19 protein-coding genes, 1 rRNA gene and 1 pseudogene are annotated in these 22,337 nt (G+C 74.2%); 18 read left to right on the top strand and 3 right to left on the bottom strand.

Annotation, left to right across the window (positions count from 1 at the left end):
• Window positions 1-171: 171 nt before the first annotated feature.
• The 5 genes and pseudogenes from rrf (at window position 172) to ACIQVD_RS03935 (ending at window position 4,124) form a co-directional block, all read left to right on the top strand.
• Window positions 172-288 (top strand): 5S ribosomal RNA (gene rrf, locus ACIQVD_RS03955).
• 130 nt (window positions 289-418) lie between these two features.
• Window positions 419-1,111 carry a SigE family RNA polymerase sigma factor gene (locus ACIQVD_RS03950; protein ID WP_400686406.1) on the top strand — a complete coding sequence of 231 codons (693 nt, stop codon included), beginning with the start codon at window positions 419-421 and terminating at the stop codon, window positions 1,109-1,111.
• A gap of 16 nt (window positions 1,112-1,127) precedes the next feature.
• On the top strand, window positions 1,128-2,234 hold the full coding sequence (locus ACIQVD_RS03945; RefSeq protein ID WP_402285815.1) for a hypothetical protein: 1,107 nt from the start codon (window positions 1,128-1,130) through the stop codon (window positions 2,232-2,234).
• 289 nt (window positions 2,235-2,523) lie between these two features.
• Window positions 2,524-3,444: pseudogene (locus ACIQVD_RS03940) on the top strand (ABC transporter ATP-binding protein).
• Window positions 3,441-4,124 carry an ABC transporter ATP-binding protein gene (locus tag ACIQVD_RS03935; RefSeq protein WP_402285812.1) on the top strand — a complete coding sequence of 228 codons (684 nt, stop codon included), beginning with the start codon at window positions 3,441-3,443 and terminating at the stop codon, window positions 4,122-4,124. The pseudogene ACIQVD_RS03940 and the gene ACIQVD_RS03935 overlap by 4 nt, the downstream one beginning before the upstream one ends.
• A 39-nt stretch (window positions 4,125-4,163) precedes the next feature.
• Here the strand turns inward: ACIQVD_RS03935 and ACIQVD_RS03930 are convergent, their stop codons facing one another.
• Window positions 4,164-4,997 (bottom strand): patatin-like phospholipase family protein, encoded by an 834-nt coding sequence (locus ACIQVD_RS03930; RefSeq protein WP_400686412.1) that lies wholly within the window; start codon window positions 4,995-4,997, stop codon window positions 4,164-4,166.
• A gap of 138 nt (window positions 4,998-5,135) precedes the next feature.
• Here ACIQVD_RS03930 and ACIQVD_RS03925 point away from each other — a divergent pair, with 138 nt between their 5' ends.
• The 4 genes from ACIQVD_RS03925 to ACIQVD_RS03910 all read left to right on the top strand — a co-directional run bounded on the left by ACIQVD_RS03925 (window position 5,136) and on the right by ACIQVD_RS03910 (window position 9,726).
• A complete protein-coding gene (locus ACIQVD_RS03925) occupies window positions 5,136-7,808 on the top strand; it encodes an ATP-binding protein (protein WP_402285808.1) in 2,673 nt (890 codons plus the stop codon).
• Window positions 7,805-8,485, top strand: coding sequence for a response regulator (locus tag ACIQVD_RS03920; protein ID WP_376052885.1), 681 nt, complete (start codon window positions 7,805-7,807; stop codon window positions 8,483-8,485). Before ACIQVD_RS03925 ends, ACIQVD_RS03920 begins: the two co-directional genes overlap by 4 nt.
• Before the next feature lie 63 nt (window positions 8,486-8,548).
• Window positions 8,549-8,959, top strand: coding sequence for an OB-fold nucleic acid binding domain-containing protein (locus ACIQVD_RS03915; protein WP_100836172.1), 411 nt, complete (start codon window positions 8,549-8,551; stop codon window positions 8,957-8,959).
• The gene (locus ACIQVD_RS03910; protein ID WP_402285805.1) at window positions 8,956-9,726 is read left to right on the top strand and encodes a DUF3159 domain-containing protein; all 771 of its coding nucleotides are present in this window, start codon (window positions 8,956-8,958) and stop codon (window positions 9,724-9,726) included. Before ACIQVD_RS03915 ends, ACIQVD_RS03910 begins: the two co-directional genes overlap by 4 nt.
• Window positions 9,727-9,776: 50 nt before the next feature.
• On the opposite strand, the gene ACIQVD_RS03905 is transcribed toward ACIQVD_RS03910, so the two are convergent.
• A complete protein-coding gene (locus ACIQVD_RS03905) occupies window positions 9,777-10,433 on the bottom strand; it encodes a TrkA family potassium uptake protein (protein WP_100836170.1) in 657 nt (218 codons plus the stop codon).
• A complete protein-coding gene (locus tag ACIQVD_RS03900; protein ID WP_100836169.1) occupies window positions 10,433-11,101 on the bottom strand; it encodes a TrkA family potassium uptake protein in 669 nt (222 codons plus the stop codon). Before ACIQVD_RS03900 ends, ACIQVD_RS03905 begins: the two co-directional genes overlap by 1 nt.
• A 246-nt stretch (window positions 11,102-11,347) precedes the next feature.
• Between ACIQVD_RS03900 and ACIQVD_RS03895 the strand changes: the two genes are divergently transcribed.
• From ACIQVD_RS03895 to ACIQVD_RS03855, 9 genes are all read left to right on the top strand, one after another.
• Window positions 11,348-13,417 carry an APC family permease gene (locus ACIQVD_RS03895; RefSeq protein ID WP_402285801.1) on the top strand — a complete coding sequence of 690 codons (2,070 nt, stop codon included), beginning with the start codon at window positions 11,348-11,350 and terminating at the stop codon, window positions 13,415-13,417.
• Window positions 13,418-13,984: 567 nt separating this feature from the next.
• On the top strand, window positions 13,985-15,316 hold the full coding sequence (locus tag ACIQVD_RS03890; protein WP_400687003.1) for a class I SAM-dependent RNA methyltransferase: 1,332 nt from the start codon (window positions 13,985-13,987) through the stop codon (window positions 15,314-15,316).
• Between the two features lie 238 nt (window positions 15,317-15,554).
• Window positions 15,555-17,549 carry a TerD family protein gene (locus ACIQVD_RS03885; RefSeq protein WP_402285799.1) on the top strand — a complete coding sequence of 665 codons (1,995 nt, stop codon included), beginning with the start codon at window positions 15,555-15,557 and terminating at the stop codon, window positions 17,547-17,549.
• 153 nt (window positions 17,550-17,702) lie between these two features.
• Complete coding sequence (locus ACIQVD_RS03880) at window positions 17,703-17,939, top strand: toxin-antitoxin system HicB family antitoxin (RefSeq protein ID WP_014135783.1); 237 nt, start codon at window positions 17,703-17,705, stop codon at window positions 17,937-17,939.
• Entirely contained in the window at window positions 17,936-18,349 is a 414-nt protein-coding gene (locus tag ACIQVD_RS03875) for a hypothetical protein (protein ID WP_030458279.1), read from the top strand. Before ACIQVD_RS03880 ends, ACIQVD_RS03875 begins: the two co-directional genes overlap by 4 nt.
• 176 nt (window positions 18,350-18,525) lie before the next feature.
• Window positions 18,526-19,356: a putative RNA methyltransferase gene (locus ACIQVD_RS03870; RefSeq protein ID WP_402285795.1), complete on the top strand. Its 831-nt coding sequence runs from the start codon at window positions 18,526-18,528 to the stop codon at window positions 19,354-19,356.
• Between the two features lie 107 nt (window positions 19,357-19,463).
• Window positions 19,464-20,789: an AAA family ATPase gene (locus ACIQVD_RS03865; protein WP_402285793.1), complete on the top strand. Its 1,326-nt coding sequence runs from the start codon at window positions 19,464-19,466 to the stop codon at window positions 20,787-20,789.
• Between the two features lie 128 nt (window positions 20,790-20,917).
• Entirely contained in the window at window positions 20,918-21,226 is a 309-nt protein-coding gene (locus ACIQVD_RS03860; RefSeq protein WP_400687005.1) for a nucleotide pyrophosphohydrolase, read from the top strand.
• A gap of 182 nt (window positions 21,227-21,408) precedes the next feature.
• Window positions 21,409-22,332 carry a DUF6099 family protein gene (locus ACIQVD_RS03855; RefSeq protein ID WP_402285791.1) on the top strand — a complete coding sequence of 308 codons (924 nt, stop codon included), beginning with the start codon at window positions 21,409-21,411 and terminating at the stop codon, window positions 22,330-22,332.
• Window positions 22,333-22,337 lie beyond the last annotated feature (5 nt).

Below are 22,337 nucleotides of genomic sequence, written 5' to 3'. Positions count from 1 at the left end.
GGCTCCCAGTAGACGACTGGGTTGATAGGCCGGATATGGAAGCCCTGTGAGGGGTGGAGTTGACCGGTACTAATAGGCCGAGGGCTTGTCCTCAGTTGCTCGCGTCCACTGTGTTGTTCTGAAACAACGACCCCCACCGTCACGGGTGGGCGGTACACAGTTTCACCGTGTTTCGGTGGTCATAGCGTGAGGGAAACGCCCGGTTACATTCCGAACCCGGAAGCTAAGCCTCACAGCGCCGATGGTACTGCAGGGGGGACCCTGTGGGAGAGTAGGACGCCGCCGAACAATCTTTCAAGAAAGGGCTCCAGCCTCACGGCTGGGGCCCTTTCTGCATTTCCGGAACGGGACAGGACGGAATAGGCCGGCGGCAGCGGAGTATTGCCGGGTGGAGCGGTGCACGGCACACTGTGGCGTCATGGTCGTGGAGCAGGGCGAGGGGGCCGGTGGCAGAGCCGGGCGGGGCGACGACGACTTTCGGGCGTTCTACGAGGCGGCGTACGGGCAACTGGTGGCGCATCTGTACGCGCTGACGGGCGATCTGGGGGAGGCACAGGACGCGGCTCAAGAGGCGTTCGTCCGGGCCTGGAACCACTGGGGGCGGCTGGTGTCGCACGAGAATCCGGTGGCCTGGGTGCGGTTGACGGGGCAGCGGATCGCGATCAGCCGGTGGCGGCGGGCCCGGACGGCGTTGCAGAGCTGGATCCGGCACGGGGACGGGCAGTCGCCGGTCCCGGGGCCCGGGCCGGAGACGGTGGCGTTGGTGGAGGCGTTGCGGCGGTTGCCGGAGGCGCAGCGGTCGGCGTTGGTGTGGCACCACATGGGGGGTCGTTCGGTGGCGGAGATCGCCGCGGACGAGGGGGTGCCGGTGGGGACGGTGAAGGCGCGCCTGCACCGGGGGCGGCAGGCGTTGGCGGTGTTGTTGGGGGAAGAGCCGGCGGCGGTCGTCGAGGAGCCGGTGGTCGCGCCGCTGCGGCCGGTTCGGGCGGCTGCCGCGGGTGAGCGGGAGCAGCGGGTGGCGGGGGCCGGCCGTGCTGAAGGGGGGCCGGTCGCGGTGGAGTTGACGGAGGAACGGGCGCGGGTGGCGGAGGACTGCGGGTCGCATGTCTAGGTCCGAGGTACCGGAGGTGGACGAGACGGAGGACCGTCCGGCGATCGGGGCTGCCCGGTTGGAGGCGATGTTCGACGGGCTGCGGCGTGAGGTGGTGCTGGGGGTCCCGGTGCCGGAGAGCACGGAGGTGGCCCGGCGGGGGGCGCGGCGCAAGCGCCGGCGGCGGGCGGGTGCGGTGGCCGGGGCGGGGGCGCTGGGTGCCGCGGTGCTGTGGACGGCGGTGGCGCTGGTGCCGTTGCAGGGTGGGCACGGGGCGGCGGGGGTGCCGGTGGAGCAGTCGGCGTTGCCGCGTCCGAAGGAGACGGTGACGTTGGCGCTGCCGGTGCCGCCGCTGCCGTCGGCGAGCGGGAGCGCGAGCACGAGTGCGAGCACCAGTGCGGGTACGGGGGCGTCGGCTCCGGCCTGGGAACTGCTGTCGCTGGCGTCGGCGGAGCCGGAGGTACGGGCGTTGGCGCTGGGGGCGACGCGGATGCCGAGCGTGCTGGGCGGGTACGGCCCGTGGACGGCGGTGTCCCCGTCGGCGAGTGCCGCCGGTGCGTCGCCCTCCTCGTCCGCGCTGGCCTCCGCGTCCGCGTCCACCTACGCGTCCACCTCCGTGTCCGTCTCCCGACGGTCGCGCTCGGCACCGGCACCGGCGTCCGCGTCCGCGTCCGCTTCGGCGTCCGCGCAGTGGGGCGCGGGGTTCCGGGAGGGGTGTGTGTCGGGGCTGGTGGCGTCGGCGGGGGCGGTGCGGGTGTGGGGGGAGACGTACACGGACGGTGGGGACCTGGAGGCGTCGGCGCACCAGTACGTGCTGGGTTTCCGGACGGTGGCGGACGCGGAGGTCGCCGGTGCCCGGCTGTTGGCGGGTGGGGAGTGCGTGGGGTCGGGCGCGGGCTGGGCGGTGGAGGAGCGGTCGGTCGGGGTGGCGGCGTTGGGGCTGCGGCAGCCCTCGGTGCTCGCGGAGGAGGTCGCGGTGCACGTCCGGGGGTCGATGGTGGCGGTGCTGACGGTGTGTCGGGGCGGGCGCGGGGTGGTGCCGGAGGTGGGGTTGTCGCAGGCGTTCCGGGCCTCGGCGGCGGAGTTCCTGTCCTTGGGCGAGCCGGTGGCGGGGACGGGGACGACGATCGTGCCGGTCGGCTGAGCGGCAACAGCGGTGGTGGCGCCGGACGGACCGCGGGGAGAGGATGGGAGGTTTCGAAAAAAGTTCGGAACCCCGTGCAACCCCCCTGCTGCGGGCGGCGTTGGAGTGGTGGGGCCGTCACCGTGCGGGTGGCGGTCGCCGGGGGTGCCGGATCGGTCGGCCGGGGCGGAACAGGGGACCGCCCCGCCCGTCCGGTTCGGTGCCGGCCCGGCGGGACGAGGCCGTGCCGAGCCGTGGGGCTCCCGGGTCGAGGTCGGAGGGGAGCGGCGTGGGGGTCGAGGCGGTGGGCGTGGCGGCCGGGCCGGATTTCGCGGAGCTGCGCGGTCGGGCGGCCGAGCCCGGGCCGCCGCCCGTGGCGGGGACGGTGGTGTGCGAGGACCTGGTGCGCGTCCACCGTTCCGAGGGGGGCGAGGTGCGGGCCCGGCGGGGGCTGGACCTGGTGGTCGAGGACGGCGAGTTGATCGCGGTGGTCGGTGCCTCGGGTTCGGGGAAGTCGACGCTGCTGGGGATCCTCGCGGGGCCGGACGTGTCGACGGCGGGCAGGGCCCGGGTGGCGGGGCACGACCTGTTGGCGATGGGCGGGCGCGAGCGGTTGGACTTCCGGCGTCGGACGGTGGGCTTCGTGCGGCAGCAGACGGCGCGCGACCTGCTGCCGTACCTGACGGCGGTGGAGAACGTGATGCTGCCGATGGGGTACGCGGGCGTGCCGCGGCGGGACCGGCGGCGGCAGGCGGCGGAGTTGCTGGAGCTGCCGGGGGCCGGTCACCTGGCGGGGCGGCGTCCGGCCGAGACGTCGGGCGGTGAGCGGCCGCGGGTGGCGGTCGCGGTGGCGGACGCGAACTCCCCGACGCTGCTGCCGGCGGACGAGCCGACGGGCGAGCTGGACGGCGCGACCCGGCGAGGAGATCTTCGCGGCGCCGCGTTCGGTGAACGAGGAGCTGGGGTGACGGCGCTGATCGTCACCCATGACCTGACGGCGGCGCGGGGAGTGCGCCGGACCGTGCGGATCCGCAGCGGGCGGACCTCGACGGAGGTGCTGCGTCCCGAGCGGGGCGAGCCGGGCGTGGCGTACGCGGTGCTGGACCGGGTGGGCCGGTCGCAGCTGCCGGCGGACTCTGCGGAGGCGTTGCGACTCAGCCGCCGGGTGCGGTTGGCGTTGGAAGAGGACCACATCGCGGTGTGGCGGGCCGAGGAAGAGGTGCACGGATGAGTGGTGGCGCGATGGTGGTCGTGGAGGACGTGCACCGGACGTTCGGGGAGGGCGACCGGGCGGTGCACGCGGTGCGCGGGGTGTCGTTCACGGCGCGGGCCGGGGAGTTGACGGCGCTGCGCGGGCGGTCGGGTTCGGGCAAGACGACGTTGCTGAACCTGGTGGGCGGGCTGGACACGCCGTCCGCGGGGAGGATCAGCATCGCCGGGACGGACCTGGCGGGGCTGGACGAGGCGGGCCGGTTGGAGCTGCGGCGGGACCGGATCGGGTTCGTGTTCCAGTCGTTCGGCCTGATCTCGGTGCTGACGGCGGCGGAGAACGTCGGGGTGCCGATGCGGCTGCGCAGGGTGGCGGTGCGGGAGCGCGAGGAGCGGGTCCGGACGCTGCTGGCGATGGTGGGGCTGGCGGAGCACGCGGAGCAGCGGCCGACCGAGATGTCGGGCGGTCAGCAGCAGCGGGTGGCGGTGGCGCGGGCGTTGGCGAACGAGCCGGCGCTGCTGATCGCGGACGAGCCGACCGGGCAGCTGGACTCGGAGACCGGTCTGGCGATCATGCAGTTGCTGCGCGCGGTGGTGCGCAGCGAGGGGGTGACGGCGCTGGTGGCGACGCACGACCCGCAGTTGATGGAGCTGGCCGACCGGGTCCTGGAGCTGCGGGACGGCCGGATCGTGGAGTCGTAGGCCCGGAGGGGCGGAACATCCCCCCTCCGGGCCGTCGGCTCAGCTGGTCCAGAGGGCGCGGACCTGGTCGGCGATCCGGCGGCCCTGGGCCCGGCCGGCTTCGGCGGAGGGGGTGCGGACGGCGGTGTCGAGCGGGTTGGGGCCGGCCGCGGCGAGGGAGTCCTCGTCGGGGGAGACGGCGAGGACGCGCTGCCCGGCGGCTTCGAGGCGGGCGAGTTCGGAGCCGAGGAACAGGTCGACGACCGGGGCGAGGACCAGGACGGTCCGCTCGCCGGTCATCAGGTCGGCGTTGTTCGAGCTGCGGGTGCCGCCGTCCATGTAGGGGCGGCCGTCGATCTCGACGGTGGGCCAGATGCCGGGGACGGCGCAGCTGGCGGCGACCGCGTCGACCAGGGGGACGCCGCTGTGCCGGTCGAAGGTGCGGGGTTCGCCGGTGCCGGCGTCGACGGCGGTGAGGGTGAGCGGCCAGGCGGGCCAGTCGTGGCCGGGGAGGCGGCCGGCGATGACGGCGAGCCGGTCGGCGGCCGGGACGGTGTCGGCGGCGAGGGCGAACTCGCCGACGCGGCGGCGGAGTTCGGCGGGGTCGGTGATCTCGGTGACCAGCTGGTGGAAGGTCTCGAAGAGCGCGCCGACGGTCTCGGCGGGCGGGACGAGCTCGTGGTTCTGGGCGGCCGGGTCGGCCTGGCGGCGGTAGAGCTCGGCGAGCGGGAGGCCGGAGGCGAGCTGTCCGGCGACGGTGGCGCCGGCCGAGGTGCCGAGGACGTGGTCGGCGGTGGCGGGGAGGTCGAGTCCGGCTTCGGCGAGGCCGTGCAGCAGGCCGGTCTCCCAGGAGATGCCGGCGAGGCCGCCGCCGCCGAGTACGAGTCCGCGCATGGTGGTTCCCCCTCGGGTCGTCCGCTGTCCCCGGCATTGTGACCCGATCGGCGGCGGTGGGCGTCAAGAAGTCGTCAATTCTCCGTCCGGACCCGTCTGATCAGCGGATATTGCGATCGCGGACCGTAGGCTCGGAGCATGGTGCACACGGCCCGCGGCAGGCTGCGGATCTACCTCGGGGCGGCCCCGGGCGTCGGCAAGACCTACGCCATGCTGGCCGAGGCGCACCGCCGGACCGGCCGCGGCGCGGACGTGGTGGTCGGCTTCGTGGAGACCCACGGCCGGGCCCGCACCGCCGCGTTGCTGGACGGGCTGGAGACCGTCCCGCGCCGGACGGCGACCCACCGCGGCGCCGAGTTCACCGAGCTGGACCTGGACGCGGTGCTGGCCCGCGACCCGGCAGTCGCGCTGGTCGACGAGCTCGCGCACACCAACGTCCCGGGCTCGCGCAACGCCAAGCGCTGGCAGGACGTCGAGGAGCTGCTGGCGGCCGGGATCGACGTGGTCTCCACCGTCAACATCCAGCACCTGGAGTCGCTGGGGGACGTGGTCGAGGGCATCACCGGCGTCCGGCAGCGGGAGACCGTCCCGGACGAGGTGGTGCGGCGGGCCGAGCAGATCGAGCTGGTCGACATGTCCCCGCAGGCGCTGCGCCGCCGGCTGGCGCACGGCAACGTGTACGCGCCGGAGAAGGTGGACGCGGCGCTCGCGCACTACTTCCGGCCCGGGAACCTGACCGCGCTGCGCGAGCTGGCGCTGCTGTGGACGGCCGACCGGGTCGACGAGTACCTCCAGCGCTACCGGGCCGAGCAGGGCATCCAGGGCACCTGGCAGGCCCGGGAGCGGATCGTGGTCGGCCTGACCGGCGGCCCGGAGGGCGCCACGCTGATCCGCCGGGCGGCCCGGATCGCGGCCCGCAACAGCGCCGGCGAGCTGCTGGCGGTGCACATCTCGCGCTCCGACGGGCTGTCCGGCTCCTCCCCGCGGGCGCTGATCGAGCAGCGGGCGCTGGTGGAGAGCCTGGGCGGTAGCTTCCACCCGGTGCTCGGCGACGACCCGGCGGCCGGGCTGCTGGACTTCGCGCGCGGCGTCAACGCCACCCAGATCGTGATCGGTACCAGCCGCCGCAAGGTCTGGCAGTACGTGTACGGGCCTGGCGTGGGCTACACGGTGACCCGGGACTCCGGGGACATCGACGTCCACATGGTCAACCACGAGCACGCGGCGCGCGGCCGGGGCCGGATCCCGATCCGCCGGGTGACCGACCTGGGCCGGACCAGGACGGTCGCGGGCTGGGTGATCGGGGTGGCCGGGCCGCCGCTGCTGGCGCTGGCGCTGACCCGCACCGGCGGGCCGGGGCTGTCCACCGAGATGCTGCTGTTCCTATCGCTGACGGTGGGCGCGGCGCTGGTGGGCGGGCTGTTCCCGGCGATCGCCTCCGCGCTGGTCTCCTCCTCGGCGCTCAACTACTACTTCGCGCCCCCCGTGCACACCTTCACCATCGCCCAGCCGGAGAACATCGCCGCGGTGGTGATCTTCGCCGCGGTCGGCATCGCGGTCGCCACCGTGGTCGACCTGGCCGCCCGGCGCAGCCACCTCGCGGCCCGGGCCCAGGCCGAGGCGCAGACGCTGTCCGCGCTGGCCGGCACGGTGCTGCGCGGCGCGCCCAGCGGCGAGGGGGTGCTGACGGCGCTGCTGGAGCAGGTCCGGGAGACCTTCCAGCAGGAGGCGGTGGCGCTGCTGGAGCGCACCGACCCGCCCGGCCCGCACGGCCGGTGGCAGGCCGCCGCCGCGGTCGGGCCGCGGCCGCCCGCCGGGCCGGAGCAGGGCGACGTGGACGTCCCGGTCGGCGAGCGGCTCGCGCTGGTGCTGCGCGGCCGGGTGCTGCCCGCCGGGGACCGGCGGATGCTCGGCGCGTTCGCCAACCAGGCGGCCGTCCTGCTGGAGCGCCGCCGACTGGCGGGGGAGGCCGCGGCGGCCCGCCGGGAGGCGGAGGGCAACCGGATCCGCACCGCGCTGCTGGCCGCCGTCTCGCACGACCTGCGCACCCCGCTGGCCGGGATCAAGGCCGCGGTCTCCTCGCTGCGCGCCGAGGACGTCGAGTGGGACCCGGAGGACGAGGCCGAGCTGCTGGCCGGGATCGAGTCCGGCGCGGACCGCCTCGACCACCTGATCAACAACCTGCTGGACATGAGCCGCCTGCAGACCGGCACCGTCACCCCGCTGCTGCAGCCCACCGACCTGGACGAGGTGGTGCCGTTCGCGCTCGGCGGCGTGCCGCCCGGCAGCGTGCGCCTGGACGTGGCGGAGTCGCTGCCGATGGTGCGGGCCGACGCCGGGCTGCTGGAGCGGGTGCTGGCCAACCTGGTGGAGAACGCCGTCAAGTACGGGCCGTCGCAATCACCCGTCCTGGTGAAGGCGGACCTGCTGGAGCGGGACGGCCGGGTCGAGCTGCGGGTGGTCGACCGCGGCCCGGGCGTCCCCGAGGAGGCCCGGGAGCGGATCTTCGCCCCGTTCCAGCGCTACGGCGACGCCCCGCGCGGCGCCGGGGTCGGCCTCGGCCTGGCGGTGGCGCGCGGCTTCGCCGAGGCGATGGGCGGCACCGTCACCGCCGAGGACACCCCCGGCGGCGGACTGACCATGGTGGTCTCGCTCCCCGCCGTCGAACTCCCCGCCGCCGAACCGCCCGCCGCCGGGCTCCCGGCCGCCGAACCGCCCGTCGTCGAGCCGCCCGCCGCCGAACCGCCCGACCGCGCCCCCCGGAGTCCCGACGTGGGCTCCCCCGACAAGCGAAAGGCCGGTCCCGCATGACCCGGGTCCTCGTGGTGGACGACGAGCCGCAGATCGTCCGCGCCCTGGTGATCAACCTGAAGGCCCGCAAGTACGAGGTGGACTCCGCGCACGACGGCGCGAGCGCGCTGGAGCTGGCCGCCGCCCGCCACCCCGACGTGGTGGTCCTCGACCTGGGCCTGCCCGACATGGACGGCGTCGAGGTGATCCGCGGCCTGCGCGGCTGGACCAGGGTGCCGATCATCGTGCTGTCCGCCCGGCACGCCTCCGACGAGAAGGTCGAGGCGCTGGACGCCGGCGCCGACGACTACGTCACCAAGCCGTTCGGCATGGACGAGCTGCTGGCCCGGATGCGGGCCGCCGTCCGCCGGGCCGAACCGGTCGCCGCCGAGGGCGAGCCGGTGATCGCCACCGAGGGCTTCACCGTCGACCTGGCCGCGAAGAAGGTCAACCGTCAGGGGGCCGACGTGCGGCTCACCCCCACCGAGTGGCACCTGCTGGAGGTGCTGGTGCGCAACTCCGGGCGGCTGGTCAGCCAGACCCAGCTGCTCCAGGAGGTCTGGGGACCGGCCTACCGCAAGGAGACCAACTACCTGCGGGTCTACCTGGCGCAGCTGCGCCGCAAGCTGGAGGCGGACCCCTCGCACCCCCGGCACTTCATCACCGAACCGGGCATGGGCTACCGCTTCGAGCCGTGACCCGGCCGCGGGTCGGACCCTCGGCCCTGCCGCCCGGCACCGGCGAACCGGTACCCTTCCGGCATGAGTGGTGACAACATCGGCGACCAGCCGCAAGGCCGTTTCCGCCGCATGCTGAGCCGGTTGACCTCCTCCTCCGAGGAGCTGGAGGCCGAGGAGCTGCGGCAGGACACCGCGGAGGCGGGCTGCACCCCGATCGCCGCCTGCGGTGACCGCGAGGTCGTCACCGTCGCCGGCACCCTGCGCACCGTCACGCTCCGCCCCCGCGCGGGAGTGCCCGCGCTGGAGGCCGAGCTGTTCGACGGCACGGAGGCGCTGGACGTGGTGTGGCTGGGCCGCCGCTCGATCGTGGGCATAGAGCCGGGCCGCCGCCTGATCGCCAGCGGCCGGATCAGCCACGCACGCGGGCGCCGCGTGCTCTTCAATCCCCGCTACGAGCTGCGTCCGGTGGGACACGGGAACGAGTCCGCGTGAGCAATGAGGCGACCAGGGTGACCGCGCACGGTCCGCAGGACGAGGAGCGGCCCGGCGGGTACAGCCCGGCCGGCGGGTACGGGCAGCCGGACGGTCCCGGGCCGGCCGGTGCCGAGCCGGAGCGCGACGCCTCCAAGGAGGCCGCCGAGACGGTGCTCAAGGCGTTCGGCGGCATCCGCGGCATGGTCGACATGACGCTGCCGGGCCTGGTGTACATCGTCGCGTTCAACATCACCCACAAGGTGCCGGTGGCCGCCTGGTCGGCGCTCGCGCTGTGCGCGGTGTTCGTGGTGGTCCGGCTGGCCCGCCGGGAGACCATCCAGCACGCCTTCTCCGGCGTGTTCGGCGTGGCGATCGGCGCCTGGATCTCGATGAAGACCGGCAAGGCCGAGGACTTCTACCTGCCGGGCCTGCTGTGGAACGTCGGCTACTGCCTGGCGCTGGCGGTCTCCGCGCTGGTGCGCTGGCCGATGATCGGACTGATGCTCGGCCCGATCACCGGCGAGATGTTCACCTGGCGCAAGCAGAACCCGGGCCGGCTGGCCGCCTACACCAAGGCGACCTGGGCCTGGGTGCTGATCATGGGCCTGAAGCCGGTGGTCCTGTTCCCGCTGTACTTGGCCCACAACATCAACCTGCTGGGCTGGCTGAAGGTCGCGCTCGGCATCCCGCCGCTGCTGCTGGCGATGTACGTGACCTGGCGGATCCTGCTGACCGCGCCGCCGCCGATCAAGGCGGAGCCGGACGAGGAAGAGCCGGAGGAGTGACCGGAGGGCCCCGCGCACCGCGCGGGGCCCTCCGTCGTCACGGGAGCGGGTCAGCCGGCCAGCAGCGTCTCCAGCTCCTCCTCGCGCTCCTGGGCGGCGACGAACAGCAGCTCGTCACCGGCCTCCAGGGTGTCGCTGCCGCCGGGCACCAGCACCCGGCCCTCGCGGATGATGGTGACCAGCGCGGTGTCCACCGGCCAGGCCACGTCGCCGACCCGGGTGCCGACCAGTTCGGTGTCGGCGGCCAGGGTCAGCTCGACCAGGTTGGCGTTGCCCTGGGAGAAGCGCATCAGGCGGACCAGGTCGCCGACGCTCACCGCCTCCTCGACCAGCGCCGACATCAGGCGCGGGGTGGAGACCGCGACGTCCACGCCCCAGGACTCGTTGTACAGCCACTCGTTCCGCGGGTTGTTCACCCGGGCGACCACCCGCGGCACGCCGTACTCGGTCTTGGCGAGCAGCGACACCACCAGGTTGACCTTGTCGTCACCGGTGGCGGCGATCACCACGTGGCAGCGCTGCAGCGCGGCCTCGTCCAGCGAGGTGATCTCGCAGGCGTCGGCGAGCAGCCACTCGGCGAGCGGGACGCGCTCCACCGAGATGGAGTTCGGGTTCTTGTCGATCAGCAGGACCTCGTGGCCGTTCTCCAGCAGCTCCCCGGCGATCGAACGGCCGACGGCTCCGGCTCCGGCGATGGCGACGCGCATCAGTGACCAGCCTCCTCGGGGCCCTTGGCGAACGCCGCCTCGACCGCGGTCAGTTCGTTGCGGCGCAGCATCACGTGGATCAGGTCGCCCTCCTGCACCACCATCTGCGGGGTGGGCAGCACGCCCTCGCCGACCCGGGTGACGAACGCCACCCGGACGCCGGCGGCGGCCTCCAGGTCGGCGAGCCGGTGGCCGATCCAGTCCGGGGTGAACGCGACCTCGGCGAGCTGCACGGAGCCCGACGGGTCCTGCCAGACCGGCTCGGCGCCGCTGGGCAGCAGCCGGCGCAGCATCTGGTCGGCGGTCCAGCGCACGGTGGCGACGGTCGGGATGCCCAGGCGCTGGTAGACCTCGGCGCGGCGCGGGTCGTAGATGCGGGCCGCGACGTGCTCGACGCCGAAGTTCTCGCGGGCCACCCGGGCCGCGATGATGTTCGAGTTGTCACCGCTGGAGACGGCGGCGAAGGCGCCCGCCTCCTCGATGCCGGCCTCCTTCAGGGTGTCCTGGTCGAAGCCGACGCCGGTGACCCGGCGGCCGTTGAAGCCCGCGCCGAGCCGACGGAAGGCGGTCGGGTCCTGGTCGATGATCGCGATCGAGTGGCCCTGTTTCTCGAGCGCTCTGGCGAGGGCGGAGCCCACGCGTCCGCAGCCCATGATGACGATGTGCACGCGCCTACCTCACCCGGTCCGTTGGGGTCATGACCTGCGTAAACACCGCTCATCGTCCTTCCGTGCCCCCGATTGGGGGAGCCACTTGTCGGCCGCGCCTGGGATCCGACGCGAGGGGGCAACCCGGTGTTGCCCGCAAACCCTTCTGTCGACACGCTAGCCGGTCCGCCGAACACAGTCGCGAGCAAGGTGGCCCCGCGCGGCATCGGGTGCCAGCCGGAGCCCTTACGATTCCTTGCTGTGCCTATGCCTGCTGACCTACCGAAACGCATCCTGATCGGGCGTGCGCTGCGCAGCGACAAGCTGGGGGAGACGCTGCTCCCCAAGCGGCTCGCCCTGCCGGTGTTCGCCTCGGACGCGCTCTCCTCCGTCGCCTACGCGCCGGAGGAGATCCTGCTGACGCTGTCGCTGGCCGGCGCCTCGGCGATCCACTTCTCCTGGCAGATCGGCGTCGTGGTCGCCATCGTGATGCTCACGGTGGTCGCCTCGTACCGGCAGAACGTGCACGCCTACCCCAGCGGCGGCGGCGACTACGAGGTCGCCACCGTCAACCACGGGCCGAACTCCGGCCTGGTGGTGGCGAGCGCACTGATGGTCGACTACATCCTCACCGTGGCGGTGTCGACCACCTCGGGCGTGGCCAACGTGGTCTCGGCGGTGCCCGCGCTGCGCGGGCACGAGATGGCGCTGTCGATCTTCCTGGTCATCGTGCTGATGGGCATGAACCTGCGCGGCGTGCGCGAGTCGGGTTCGGCGTTCGCCGTCCCGACGTACGCGTTCATGGTCGGCGTGCTGGGCATGGTGGTCTACGGCCTGGTCAGGCACTTCGGGTTCGGCTCCGCGCTGCCCGCGGAGAGCTCCGCGTACCACCTGGAGGCGACGCCCGGGAACGGGTCGCTGGCCGGGTTCGCCATGGTGTTCCTGCTGCTGAAGGCGTTCTCCTCGGGCTGTGCGGCGCTGACCGGCGTGGAGGCGATCTCCAACGGCGTGCCGGCGTTCCGCAAGCCGAAGAGCAAGAACGCGGCGACCACGCTGCTGATGATGGCCAGCATCGCCGTGACGATGTTCATGGGCATCATCTACCTGGCCCACCTGACCGGCACGCAGATGGCCGAGAACCCGGCGGAGCAGCTGGTCGGCGCGCCGGCGGACTACCACCAGAAGACCGTGCTCGCGCAGATCTCCGAGGCGGTGTTCTCCAACTTCACGCCCGGCTTCTACTTCGTCGCGGCGACCACCGGCCTGATCCTGGTGCTGGCCGCGAACACCGCGTTCAACGGCTTCCCGGTGCTCGGCTCGATCCTCGCCCAGGACCGCTACCTGCCCCGGCAGCTGCACACCCGCGGCGACCGGCTGGCGTTCTCCAACGGCATCGTGCTGCTGGCCGGCGCGGCGATCCTGTTCATCGTGGCGTTCGGCGCCAACCCGAACCGGCTGATCCAGCTGTACATCGTCGGCGTGTTCGTGGCGTTCAACATGAGCCAGTCCGGCATGATCCGGCACTGGACCAGGCTGCTGCGCACCGAGACCGACCCGAAGAAGCGCGCCCACATGCAGCGCAGCCGGGCGATCAACACCTTCGGCCTGGTGATGACCATGGCCGTGCTGATCGTGGTGCTCGCCACCAAGATCAGCCACGCCTGGATCGCCATCGCCGCGATGGTCGTGCTGTTCGTCGTGATGAAGGCGATCCGCCGCCACTACGACCGGGTCAGCGCCGAGCTCAAGGCCGCCGAGGAGCCCGACGACGCCGCGCCGCCGACCCGGGTGCACGCCATCGTGCTGGTCTCCAAGCTGCACAAGCCCGCGCTGCGCGCCCTCGCCTACGCCCGCCTGGCCCGGGCCCAGACCCTGGAGGCCGTCACCGTCAACGTCGACCCGGTGGACACCGCGGCGCTGCGCGAGGAGTGGGACGAGCGCGGCCTCGACGTGCCGCTGAAGGTCCTCGACTCGCCGTACCGCGAGATCACCGGGCCGGTGCTGGAGTACGTCAAGAACCTGCGCCGCTCCAGCCCGCGCGACGTGGTCGCGGTCTACATCCCCGAGTACGTGGTCGGCCACTGGTACGAGCACCTGCTGCACAACCAGAGCGCGCTGCGGCTCAAGGGGCGGCTGCTGTTCAAGCCCGGTGTGATGGTGACCTCCGTACCCTGGCAGTTGGAGTCCTCGGAGCGACGCAAGGCGCCCAAGGCGTGGTCCGCGCCCGGCGCGGTGCGCCGCGGCGAGCCGCGCCGGCGGCCGGCCCCGCCCGCCGAGCCGGGCGCCGGTGCGGCCGGCGAGGGCCCGGGCGGGTCGGACGCCGCGCCGCGCGACTGAGCGCCCGCGCGGCCCGTCCGGCCTCCCGATGGCCTTCAATGGGCCCGTGGCGGACCGTTCCCGGTCCGTCGCGGGCCGCCGTGCTCGCCGCACGGCGCCGCGCCCCGTCCGTGCGTCCGTCCGCTTCTCCGTCCGTGCCCGCGTCCCAGCCGCCCCACCCCGTTCGTGATCCGTCCCCGCACCGCTGTCTCCCGTAAGGAAGCGACCCCCGTGACCCGCAACAACCCGCCCCGCTCCTCCGGTCGCCAAGGCCGGCCCGGCCGCACGTCCGGCGCCAAGCCGGGGCAGGTCGCGCACCCGCGCTGGAGCAGCCGGCCCGCCCGGCCCGAGGCCACCGACCGGGAGGGCAACACCGCCCGCAGCCTGCCGCCGGTGCCGGGCGAGGCACCGAAGGACCGGGCGCCCAAGGAGCGCGAGCCGAAGGACCGGGCGCCGAAGGGCGCGGCCGAGGACCGTGCGCCGAAGGGTCAGGCACCGAAGGACCGGGCGCCGAAGGGCGAGGGCGGCGGCGGGCGGAAGCCCGCCCGGCAGGGGCGCAAGCCCGGAGCGGTGCGCCCGCCCAAGGTGCTGCGGCCCGCCCAGCCGGTGCCGCGGCAGCCCTCCGGGGACCCGCTGGTCGGCGAGCGCTACGAGGTCGAGGTCGGGCCGGTCGCGCACGGCGGGCACTGCGTGGCCCGGCACGAGGGGCGGGTGCTGTTCGTCCGGCACGCGTTGCCCGGCGAGCGGGTGGTCGCGCAGGTCACCGACGGCACCACCACCTCGCGCTTCCTGCGGGCCGACGCGGTGGAGGTGCTGGAGGCCGCCAAGGACCGGATCGAGGCGCCCTGCCCGTTCTCCGGCCCCGGCCGGTGCGGCGGCTGCGACTGGCAGCACGTCACCCCCGGCGGGCAGCGCAAGCTCAAGGCCGCCGTCCTCACCGAGCAGCTCGCCAAGCTGGCCGGCCTCACCCCCGAGGAGGCCCGCTGGGACGGCTCGGTCGAGCCGGTCGGCGGCAAGCTCCCGCCCGGCGAGGTCCCGGCCTGGCGCACCCGGGTGCAGTACGCGGTCGACGAGGAGGGCGTGATCGGCCTGCGCAAGCACCGCTCGCACGACGTCCAGCCGATCGACCGCTGCCTGATCGCCGCGCCCGGCGTCACCGAGCTCGGCGTCGAGTCGCGGGACTGGACCGGGGTGGCCTCGGTCGAGGCGGTCGCCGCCTCCGGCTCCTCGGACCGGCAGGTGATCCTGCGGCCGCGGCCCGGCGAGCAGCTGCCGCTGGTCGAGCTGGACCGCGAGACGTCCATCGCCCGGATCGACGAGCAGGAGCTGTTCCACCGCGTCCACGGCCGCGCCTTCGTCCGCGAGCGCGCCGCCGGGCGCACCTGGCGGGTCTCCAACGGCGGCTTCTGGCAGATCCACCCCGAGGCCCCCGACACCCTGGTCGACGCCGTCCTCACCGGGCTCGACCCGCAGTGGGGCGAGAGCGCGCTCGACCTGTACTGCGGCGTCGGCCTGTTCGCGGGCGCGCTCGCCGAGCGGGTCGGCGAGGACGGCGCGGTGCTCGGCATCGAGTCCGGCAAGCAGGCGGTCGCCGACGCCCGGCACAACCTGGCCGCGCTGGAGAACGTCCGGATCGAGTGCGACAAGGTCGAGACCCTGCTGCCCCGCACCGGCATCACCTCCACCGACCTGATCGTCCTCGACCCCCCGCGGGCCGGCGCCGGCCGCGACACCGTCGCCCACCTCAGCTCCCTGGAGGCCCGCCGGATCGCCTACGTCGCCTGCGACCCCGCCGCCCTCGCCCGCGACCTCGCCTTCTTCCGCGAGGGCGGCTACCGCCCGGTCTCGCTGCGGGCGTTCGACCTGTTCCCGATGACCCAGCACTTCGAGTGCGTCGCGATCCTGGAGCCGACCGGCTGACGGCGGTCCGGAGCACGCAGCACGGAGCACGGGCGCGGGATCCCTTCCCGCGCCCGTGCGGCGTTCCCGGGGGCGGACGGGGGCGGTGCGGGACGCCCGGGTGTTGCCCGCGGGGCGGTCCCGGGGACGGCTCCGTTCGAGGGGATGGCGTGAAGATCCGGAAGGAGTACCATCCTCGAAACGTGTGGGCATGGTGACGCTGCGCACACGTCGTTCGCCGTGCTCAGGAGGGGAAGCCGTGCACCAGTTGACCAAGGGCGCCAACGCCGAACTGTTCGCCGAGGGGGACGAACCGGGGCCGGTCACGGTCGCGCTGAGCTGGACCGATCCGACCGGGGCGGGCGACGCCGACGTGTCGGTGCTGCTGCTGGGCGCGGACGGAAAGGTGCGCCAGGACGCGGACTTCCTCTTCTACAACTGCCCCACCACCCCCGACGGCTCGGTGCAGTTGCTCGGAAAGGTGCCGACCGGCAGCGGCACCCAGGACCGGATCCTGATCGACCTCGCGGCCCTGCCCGCCGAGGTGCACCAGGTGGTCCTGGCGGCCAGCCGCCACGCCGGTGCCACCTTCGGCGAACTCGCCGAGCTCCGGCTGGCCGTGCTGGACGGCGGCGGGGACGCCCTGGCCGCCTTCGACATCCCGGACGCCGGGGAGGAGACCGCGTTCGTCTTCGGCGAGCTCTACCGGCGCGGCGGCGCGTGGAAGTTCCGCGCGGTCGGCCAGGGCTACCGGTCCGGACTCGGCGGTCTCGCCGGGGACTTCGGCATCAGCGTCGACCAGGACGAGAACGAGAACGAGGACGAGAGCGGAGGCGGGGCCGGGGCCGCCGGGCGGGCCGCGAAGGCCGAGGCCGCGGGAGCTGCGGCCGTGGGGACGGGTGCGGTGGACGCGGCGGGTGCGGCGCCCGTTCCGGCCGTCGAGCCGCCGGCCGCGCCGAAGCGGGCGGTGCGCACCGCCAAGAAGCGGGTCACCCTGCCGAAGGCCGCGAAGGTCGACCTCGCCGACCACCCGTCCTGGAGGCAGGCCCGGCTGTTCTCGGTGGCCGGGCTGAAGAACGAGCTGGACCGGGAGAACCGGGCCACCGCCACCCTGCTGGCGGTGATGGCCGAGGTGCCGGAGTTCGGGCGCCGGATCACCGCCATGTTCAACGCCCCCGCGGGCACCGTCCAGACCTTCACCGAGACCAGCTTCAAGCACGGCGACGGCACCGTCCGCCCCGACGGCACGGTCCGGGTCAGCCGGGCCGGGAAGATCTGGACCGCCCTGGTGGAGACCAAGACCGGGGGCAGCCCGCTCAAGTCCGAGCAGGTGCAGGCGTACCTCGACGTCGCCCACCGGCACGGCTACGAGACGGTCATCACGCTCTCCAACGACCTCGCCCTGGACGGCGAACCCCCGGTGACGGTCGACCGGCGCCGGGCCCGCAAGGTCGCGCTGCGGCACCTGTCCTGGGCCGAAGTGGCGCACGAGGCCCACCTGCTGTGCCACCACGACGGCGTGGTCAACCCCGCGCACGCCTGGCTGCTGAACGAGTTCCTGCACTACCTCCGGCACGAGAACTCCGGCTGCCACGGCTTCCAGAACATGGGCCCGGCCTGGGTGACGGTCCGCAACGCGATCTCCGAGGGCACCCTGCGGCCCGGGGACCGCAACGCGCTGCGGGTGGTCGAGAACTGGGAGCGGCTCACCCGGCAGCTGTGCCTGCGCCTGGGCGGCGAGCTGGGCGTCCCGGTCTCCCCGGTGCTGCGCGGCAAGCGGCGCACCGAACCGGCCGTCCGCCGGGCCCAGGCGGTGGACGAGCTGGCCGTCGGCGGCCGGATGCGCTCCGAGCTGGCGGTGCCCGGCCTGCCCGGGCCGATCGTGCTGGAGGCGGACCTGCGCACCGGCCGGATCGAGACCACCGTCGAGGTGGCGGCCGCCGAGCGCTCCCGGGCGCTCACCCGGGTCCAGTGGCTGCTGCGCCGGCTCGCGGACGCCCCCGCCGAGCTGCGGATCGAGGCGCTCACCACGGACGGCGGGCCCGGGCCGTGCGAGCTGCTGCGGGCCCTGCGGGTCGAACCCGGCCTGCTGGTCCCCGCGGACGGCGCGGAGATCCGGGCGTTCCGGCTCACCCTGCCCGTCGGCATGGGGACCAGGCGCGGCGCGGAGGAGACCGGGTTCATCCGCAGCGTGGACACCGTCGTCGACCGCTTCCTGAACGAGGTCGTCCGGGTGCTGAAGCCCGCCGAGTAGCACGCCGCGGGCGCCGTGCGGGTGTCGTGCGGGTGTCGGCGGATCGGGACGGGTGGCCGGTTTTCGCGGGGGCGTGGGCGGACATGGTGGGGGAGCGGGGAGCGGCCGGTTTGCGCCCTTGTTGTGCTAGCACGTCGGCGCTAGCTTTGAAGGATGGCCAAGAAGCAGCTGAACGTCAGGGTGGACGCGACCACCGCCGAGATGGCCCGCGAACGGGCGGAGCAGCAGGGGATCAGCATGAACCAGTACATCGAACGGCTGGTGCAGCAGGACATGGGCGAGGCCGGACGCAACTTCGTGGACGCCGCGGCGCAGTTCATGAAGGAGCACGAGGCGGTGTTCCTCGCCGAGTTCGGCTCGCCCAGCGAGCTCCAGGACGTGCGCCGTTGAAACTTGAGGTCGACCTCTCGTGGCTGCTCATGACGGCCGAGCAGTACACGCCCGGTGACCCGCAGGTCACCGACTACGGATCGCTGCTCGCGGCGATCACCAGGCACCAGGCCGAGGTCTTCGACATCGCGGTCTACCCCGAGCCGCAGGACCGGGCGGCGGCGCTGATGCACCAGCTGATCCGGGTCCCCGCGCTGGAGCGCAACAACGAGCTGTTCGCCACCGCCGTCGCCTACGCGTACCTGGTGGCCAGCGGCTGCCGGGTGGCGACCACCGCGCGGGAGGTGCGCAGCCTGGCCCGGGCGATCCGGGAGGGCAAGCTCGGCATCACCGGCGTCGCGGAGCGGTTGGCGATGTGGGTGGTCGACGAGTCGGAGGAGGAAGAGGTCGGCGACGACGGCGAGGAGTGAGGCACCGCGCCGTACGGGCGGGGCGTCAGGGGCCGGGAGAGCGACGAGGCGCCCGCGGGCGGGATACCCTCGACGTTCCCCCGGCCCCTGACGGTCCTCGGCCCCCTTCCGACGGCTCCCGCCAGGGCCGCCGACGATCTCCGCGAGGAGACGACCTCCGCGAGGATGCGAGCGAGTTGCTGCAGGACATCGAGCCCTACCTGGTCTGCCCGCACTGCGCCCGCCCGCTGGCCCTGGACGGCCGCACCCTGCGCTGCGCGGACGGCCACAGCTTCGACCAGGCCCGGCAGGGCTACGTGAGCCTGCTGGCGGGGGACGCCAAGGCCGGCACCGCCGACACCGCCGAGATGGTCGCGGCCCGCGGCGACTTCCTGGCGGCCGGCCACTACGCGCCGCTGGAGCGGGCGCTGGCCCGGGCCGCGACCGGCGTCCCGGCGCTCGGCGGACTGGTCGCGGACCTCGGCGCGGGCACCGGCCACTACCTGGCCCGGGTGCTGGAGGCCCGGCCGGACGCGGTCGGCGCGGCGCTCGACCTGTCCAAGTACGCGCTGCGGCGCGCCGCGAAGGCGCACCCGCGGATCGGCGCGGTGGTGTGCGACGCCTGGCGCCCGCTGCCGCTGCGGGACGGCGCCGCGGACGTGCTGCTGAACGTGTTCGCGCCGCGCAACGGGCCCGAGATGCGGCGGGTGCTGCGCCCCGGCGGCCGGCTGCTGGTGGCCGCCCCGACCTCCCGCCACCTGCGCGAACTGGTGGGCGCGCTGGGCCTGCTGTCGGTGGACGAGGACAAGGACCGGCGGATCGGCGAGAAGCTCGGCCCGTGGTTCACGCCGGTGGAGCGCACCGAGGTGGAGTTCGCGCTGTGGCTGTCCCGGACGGACGCCGCCGCCGTGGTCGGGATGGGCCCGAGCGCCTGGCACACCGACCGGGCCGCGCTGGCCGCCGCGCTGGCGGCGCTGCCCGAACCGGTCGAGGTCACCGGATCGGTGCTGGTCACCGCGTACGAGTGACACCGGGCGCGGCGGCGGGGCCGGCGGGGCCGACGGGGGACTCGAAGGGGTGAAAGGGCGTCAGGAGCGACGTTTCTGCACCTCAGGGCGGACTTAAAGTGCTCCGGGTGACCAGCGAAGCCCCCTTGGCCCCACCCCCGGCCGCCACCCGCGAGGTGCGGCAGGCACCCGTTCCGACGGTGAAGCGCCCCACCATCGAGGAACTGCGGCTGACCTCCTTCAAGTCCTACCGGCGGGCCGTCCTGCCGCTGTCGCCGCTGACCGCGCTGCACGGGCCGTCCGGAGCGGGCAAGTCCAACGCGCTGGACGCCCTGACCGTGCTCTCCCGGCTCGCCCTCGGGGAGGAGATCAGGCCCTCGCTGGACGGCGTCGGCGGCCCGCGCGGCCCGCTCGCCGCCCCGGTGCGCGGCGGGCTGGTCGGCTGCGTGCCGCACGGGCGCAACGCGATCATCCTGGGCTGCACCGTGCGCTCCGGCGTCGGGGCGGTCCGGCTCGAAGTGGTCGTGCGCACCGACGAGCGGGTCCGGATCGCCCGCGAACGCCTCACCCTGGACGGCCACCCCCTGATGTCGACCGGCGAGCAGGACCTCGCCCGCGGCCGGGTCAACGTCACCTGGCACAACGACTCCCGGCAGGGCGACATCCGCGCCCCGCTGCCCAGCGACAGCCTGATCACCGCCCAACTCCCGCTGCGGGTCGCCGGGTCCTCCAAGGGCGAGCGCAAGGTGCTGGCCGCCGCCGAGCAACTGCTCACCGCACTGCGCGAGATGTTCGCGCTGCACCCCGTGCCGGCCGCGATGCGCGGCTGGGGACGGCCCGAACCCCAGGCCCGGCTGCGCGGCACCGCCGCCAACATCTCCGCCGTGCTCCACCGGCTGGAGCACGAGTGCCCGCGCCGCTGGGCCCGCCTGCTGCGCGCCGTCCAGGCCGCCGCCCCGCACCCGCTGCTCGGCCTCGGCGTCGCCCGCCGCGGCGAGGCCGAACGGCAGCGGCTGATCGCCGTCTTCGACGAGGGCGTGCTCGGCCGCACCGGCGCCGACCAGGCCGCCGACGGCATGCTGCGACTGCTCGCCTTCGCCGCCGTCCTGCTCACCGGCGCGGCCGTGCTGGACGTCGACCCCGCCATCGAAGTACCGGACGCGCACCGGCAGTTGGTGCTGCTCGCCGAGGACATGGGCGCGGGTCTGGCGGCCGACCAGATCACCGCCCTGCTCCGGCTGGCCCGCGAGGTCACCGGCAAGGGCGACATCCGGCTGCTCGCCACCCTCCAGGACCCCGGCCCGGCGCTCGGCCTGGACGGCGTCGAACTGGTCGAGTGCCGACGCGATCCGGCCACCGGCCACAGCCTGCTGCGCCGCGCCGAACCCGCTGCCCGGGTGCCGGTGCAGGGCGCGGCGCGTGGCGAGGGCGTGGTGGTAGACCTGGGGGAATGAGCGACGAAGCAGAACCGGCGAGGCCGGACGCGGAGACGGCGGTGTCCGGGACGACGGCGGGTGGGACGGTGGTACCCGGGACGGTGGCGGGCGGAACGGGGGCCGGCGGAGGGGCGGCCGGGCTGACGGTGCCCGAACTGCAGCGGCGGCTGGCCGAGTTCGCGGCCGCCCGGGACTGGCAGCAGTACCACACCCCGAAGAACCTGGCCTCGGCGCTGACCGTCGAGGCGGGCGAACTGCTGGAGGTCTTCCAGTGGTTGACGCCCGAGCAGGCCGCCGACGTGATGGCGGACGCGGAGTCGGCGCACCGGGTCCGCGACGAGGTGGCCGACGTGCTGGCCTACCTGCTGCAGCTGTGCACCGTGCTGGAGGTGGACCCGCTGCGGGCGCTGGCGGAGAAGATCGAACGCAACGAGAGCCGGTTCCCCGTGCCTTAGCCGGATTCCCGGCGGGCCCGGAAATCATCCGGAATTCACCCGGGCAGGGGACCCGGGTTGTCCACAGGGCCGGGTTTTCCACAGGTGCGCCGAACCCGCTGGGAGCATCCCGCGACCGGCGGCACGCTGATCCCCGTGACCGACCGCCGAAGGACGGCGGCGGTGGACGAGGGGAGCGCACCATGGAGGCGCTGCGACTGATCAAGACCGTCCGGCACGCCCTGGCCGAGGCCCGGACGACCGGCGACATCCTGCACGAGGCCTGGCAGTCCGGGCTGCTCACCGAGGCGGTGGGGGCCCGGATCGCCGACCACGACGGGGAGTCGTTCGCCACCCTCGGGCAGCTGCTCTGCGAGGCCGGCGCGCACACCGCGAGCTGCCTGCGCCAACCGCCCGAACCCGGCCTGGACGACCTGCCCGGCGGCCCGGTCGGCGTGTACCCGGAGTGGTCCGGGCCGACGCTGGTCGAGCGGTTCAGCGCGCTCGGTGAGCTGGAGCCGGTGCTGGCCGAACTCGCCCTGCTGCTGGCGGAGATGAGCGAGAGCCTGGTGGTGCTCGCCTGCGGGGCGGAGACCGAGAGCCTGTACTGGAGCTGCATCGACGGGCTGGACGCCGGTTCCGAATGCCGCGACCTGGTGGCCGAACTCCTGCGCGAGCAGCGGAGTTCGACGGACGCGCGGGCCCCCGACGACGAGCCGGGGCAGCCGGGGCGCCGGGAGCCGGAGGCGTGGGAGTCGCAGGAGTCGCGAGAAGGGGAGTGGGCGGAGCCGGCCGACCCGGGAGCCCCGGGCGGGGCCCGGCGGGAGGAGCCCAGGCTCGTGATCCCGCTGGGCCCGCCGGTCCCGGTGGCGGGCGGCGCTCAGGTGCGGGGCGAGTCGTCCGGCGGGGTGTCCTGCGCGCGGCGGACGGGGGAGGAACGCAGGTCGGAGTCGAATCCGGCCAGGTCGGTGTTGATCGAGGCGAGCAGTTCCTGCATCTGCTCCAACAGCGACTTCGGGGTGGCGGGCACGCCGTCCGCGGCGGTGTCCGCGGTGGTGTCCGCGGTGGGCGGGTCGGTCCAGGGCTCGGACATGAGGGGGCCCCTTCAGCTCGGTGGTGCGGTGTGAAGCGC

Origin of the sequence: Kitasatospora sp. NPDC090308, from assembly GCF_044769485.1 — a bacterium.
In the GTDB taxonomy this organism is placed as follows: domain Bacteria; phylum Actinomycetota; class Actinomycetes; order Streptomycetales; family Streptomycetaceae; genus Kitasatospora; species Kitasatospora fiedleri.
Note: the sequence above shows the minus strand (reverse complement) of the source record. Positions and strands in the feature narration are given on the sequence as shown.

Coding starts and splice junctions, on each gene's coding strand:
- ACIQVD_RS03950 (WP_400686406.1), top strand. CDS start 419: ATGGTCGTGGAGCAGGGCGAGGGGGCCGGTGGCAGAGCCGGGCGGGGC.
- ACIQVD_RS03935 (WP_402285812.1), top strand. CDS start 3,441: ATGAGTGGTGGCGCGATGGTGGTCGTGGAGGACGTGCACCGGACGTTC.
- ACIQVD_RS03930 (WP_400686412.1), bottom strand. CDS start 4,997: ATGCGCGGACTCGTACTCGGCGGCGGCGGCCTCGCCGGCATCTCCTGG.
- ACIQVD_RS03925 (WP_402285808.1), top strand. CDS start 5,136: ATGGTGCACACGGCCCGCGGCAGGCTGCGGATCTACCTCGGGGCGGCC.
- ACIQVD_RS03920 (WP_376052885.1), top strand. CDS start 7,805: ATGACCCGGGTCCTCGTGGTGGACGACGAGCCGCAGATCGTCCGCGCC.
- ACIQVD_RS03915 (WP_100836172.1), top strand. CDS start 8,549: ATGAGTGGTGACAACATCGGCGACCAGCCGCAAGGCCGTTTCCGCCGC.
- ACIQVD_RS03905 (WP_100836170.1), bottom strand. CDS start 10,433: ATGCGCGTCGCCATCGCCGGAGCCGGAGCCGTCGGCCGTTCGATCGCC.
- ACIQVD_RS03895 (WP_402285801.1), top strand. CDS start 11,348: ATGCCTGCTGACCTACCGAAACGCATCCTGATCGGGCGTGCGCTGCGC.
- ACIQVD_RS03880 (WP_014135783.1), top strand. CDS start 17,703: ATGGCCAAGAAGCAGCTGAACGTCAGGGTGGACGCGACCACCGCCGAG.
- ACIQVD_RS03855 (WP_402285791.1), top strand. CDS start 21,409: ATGGAGGCGCTGCGACTGATCAAGACCGTCCGGCACGCCCTGGCCGAG.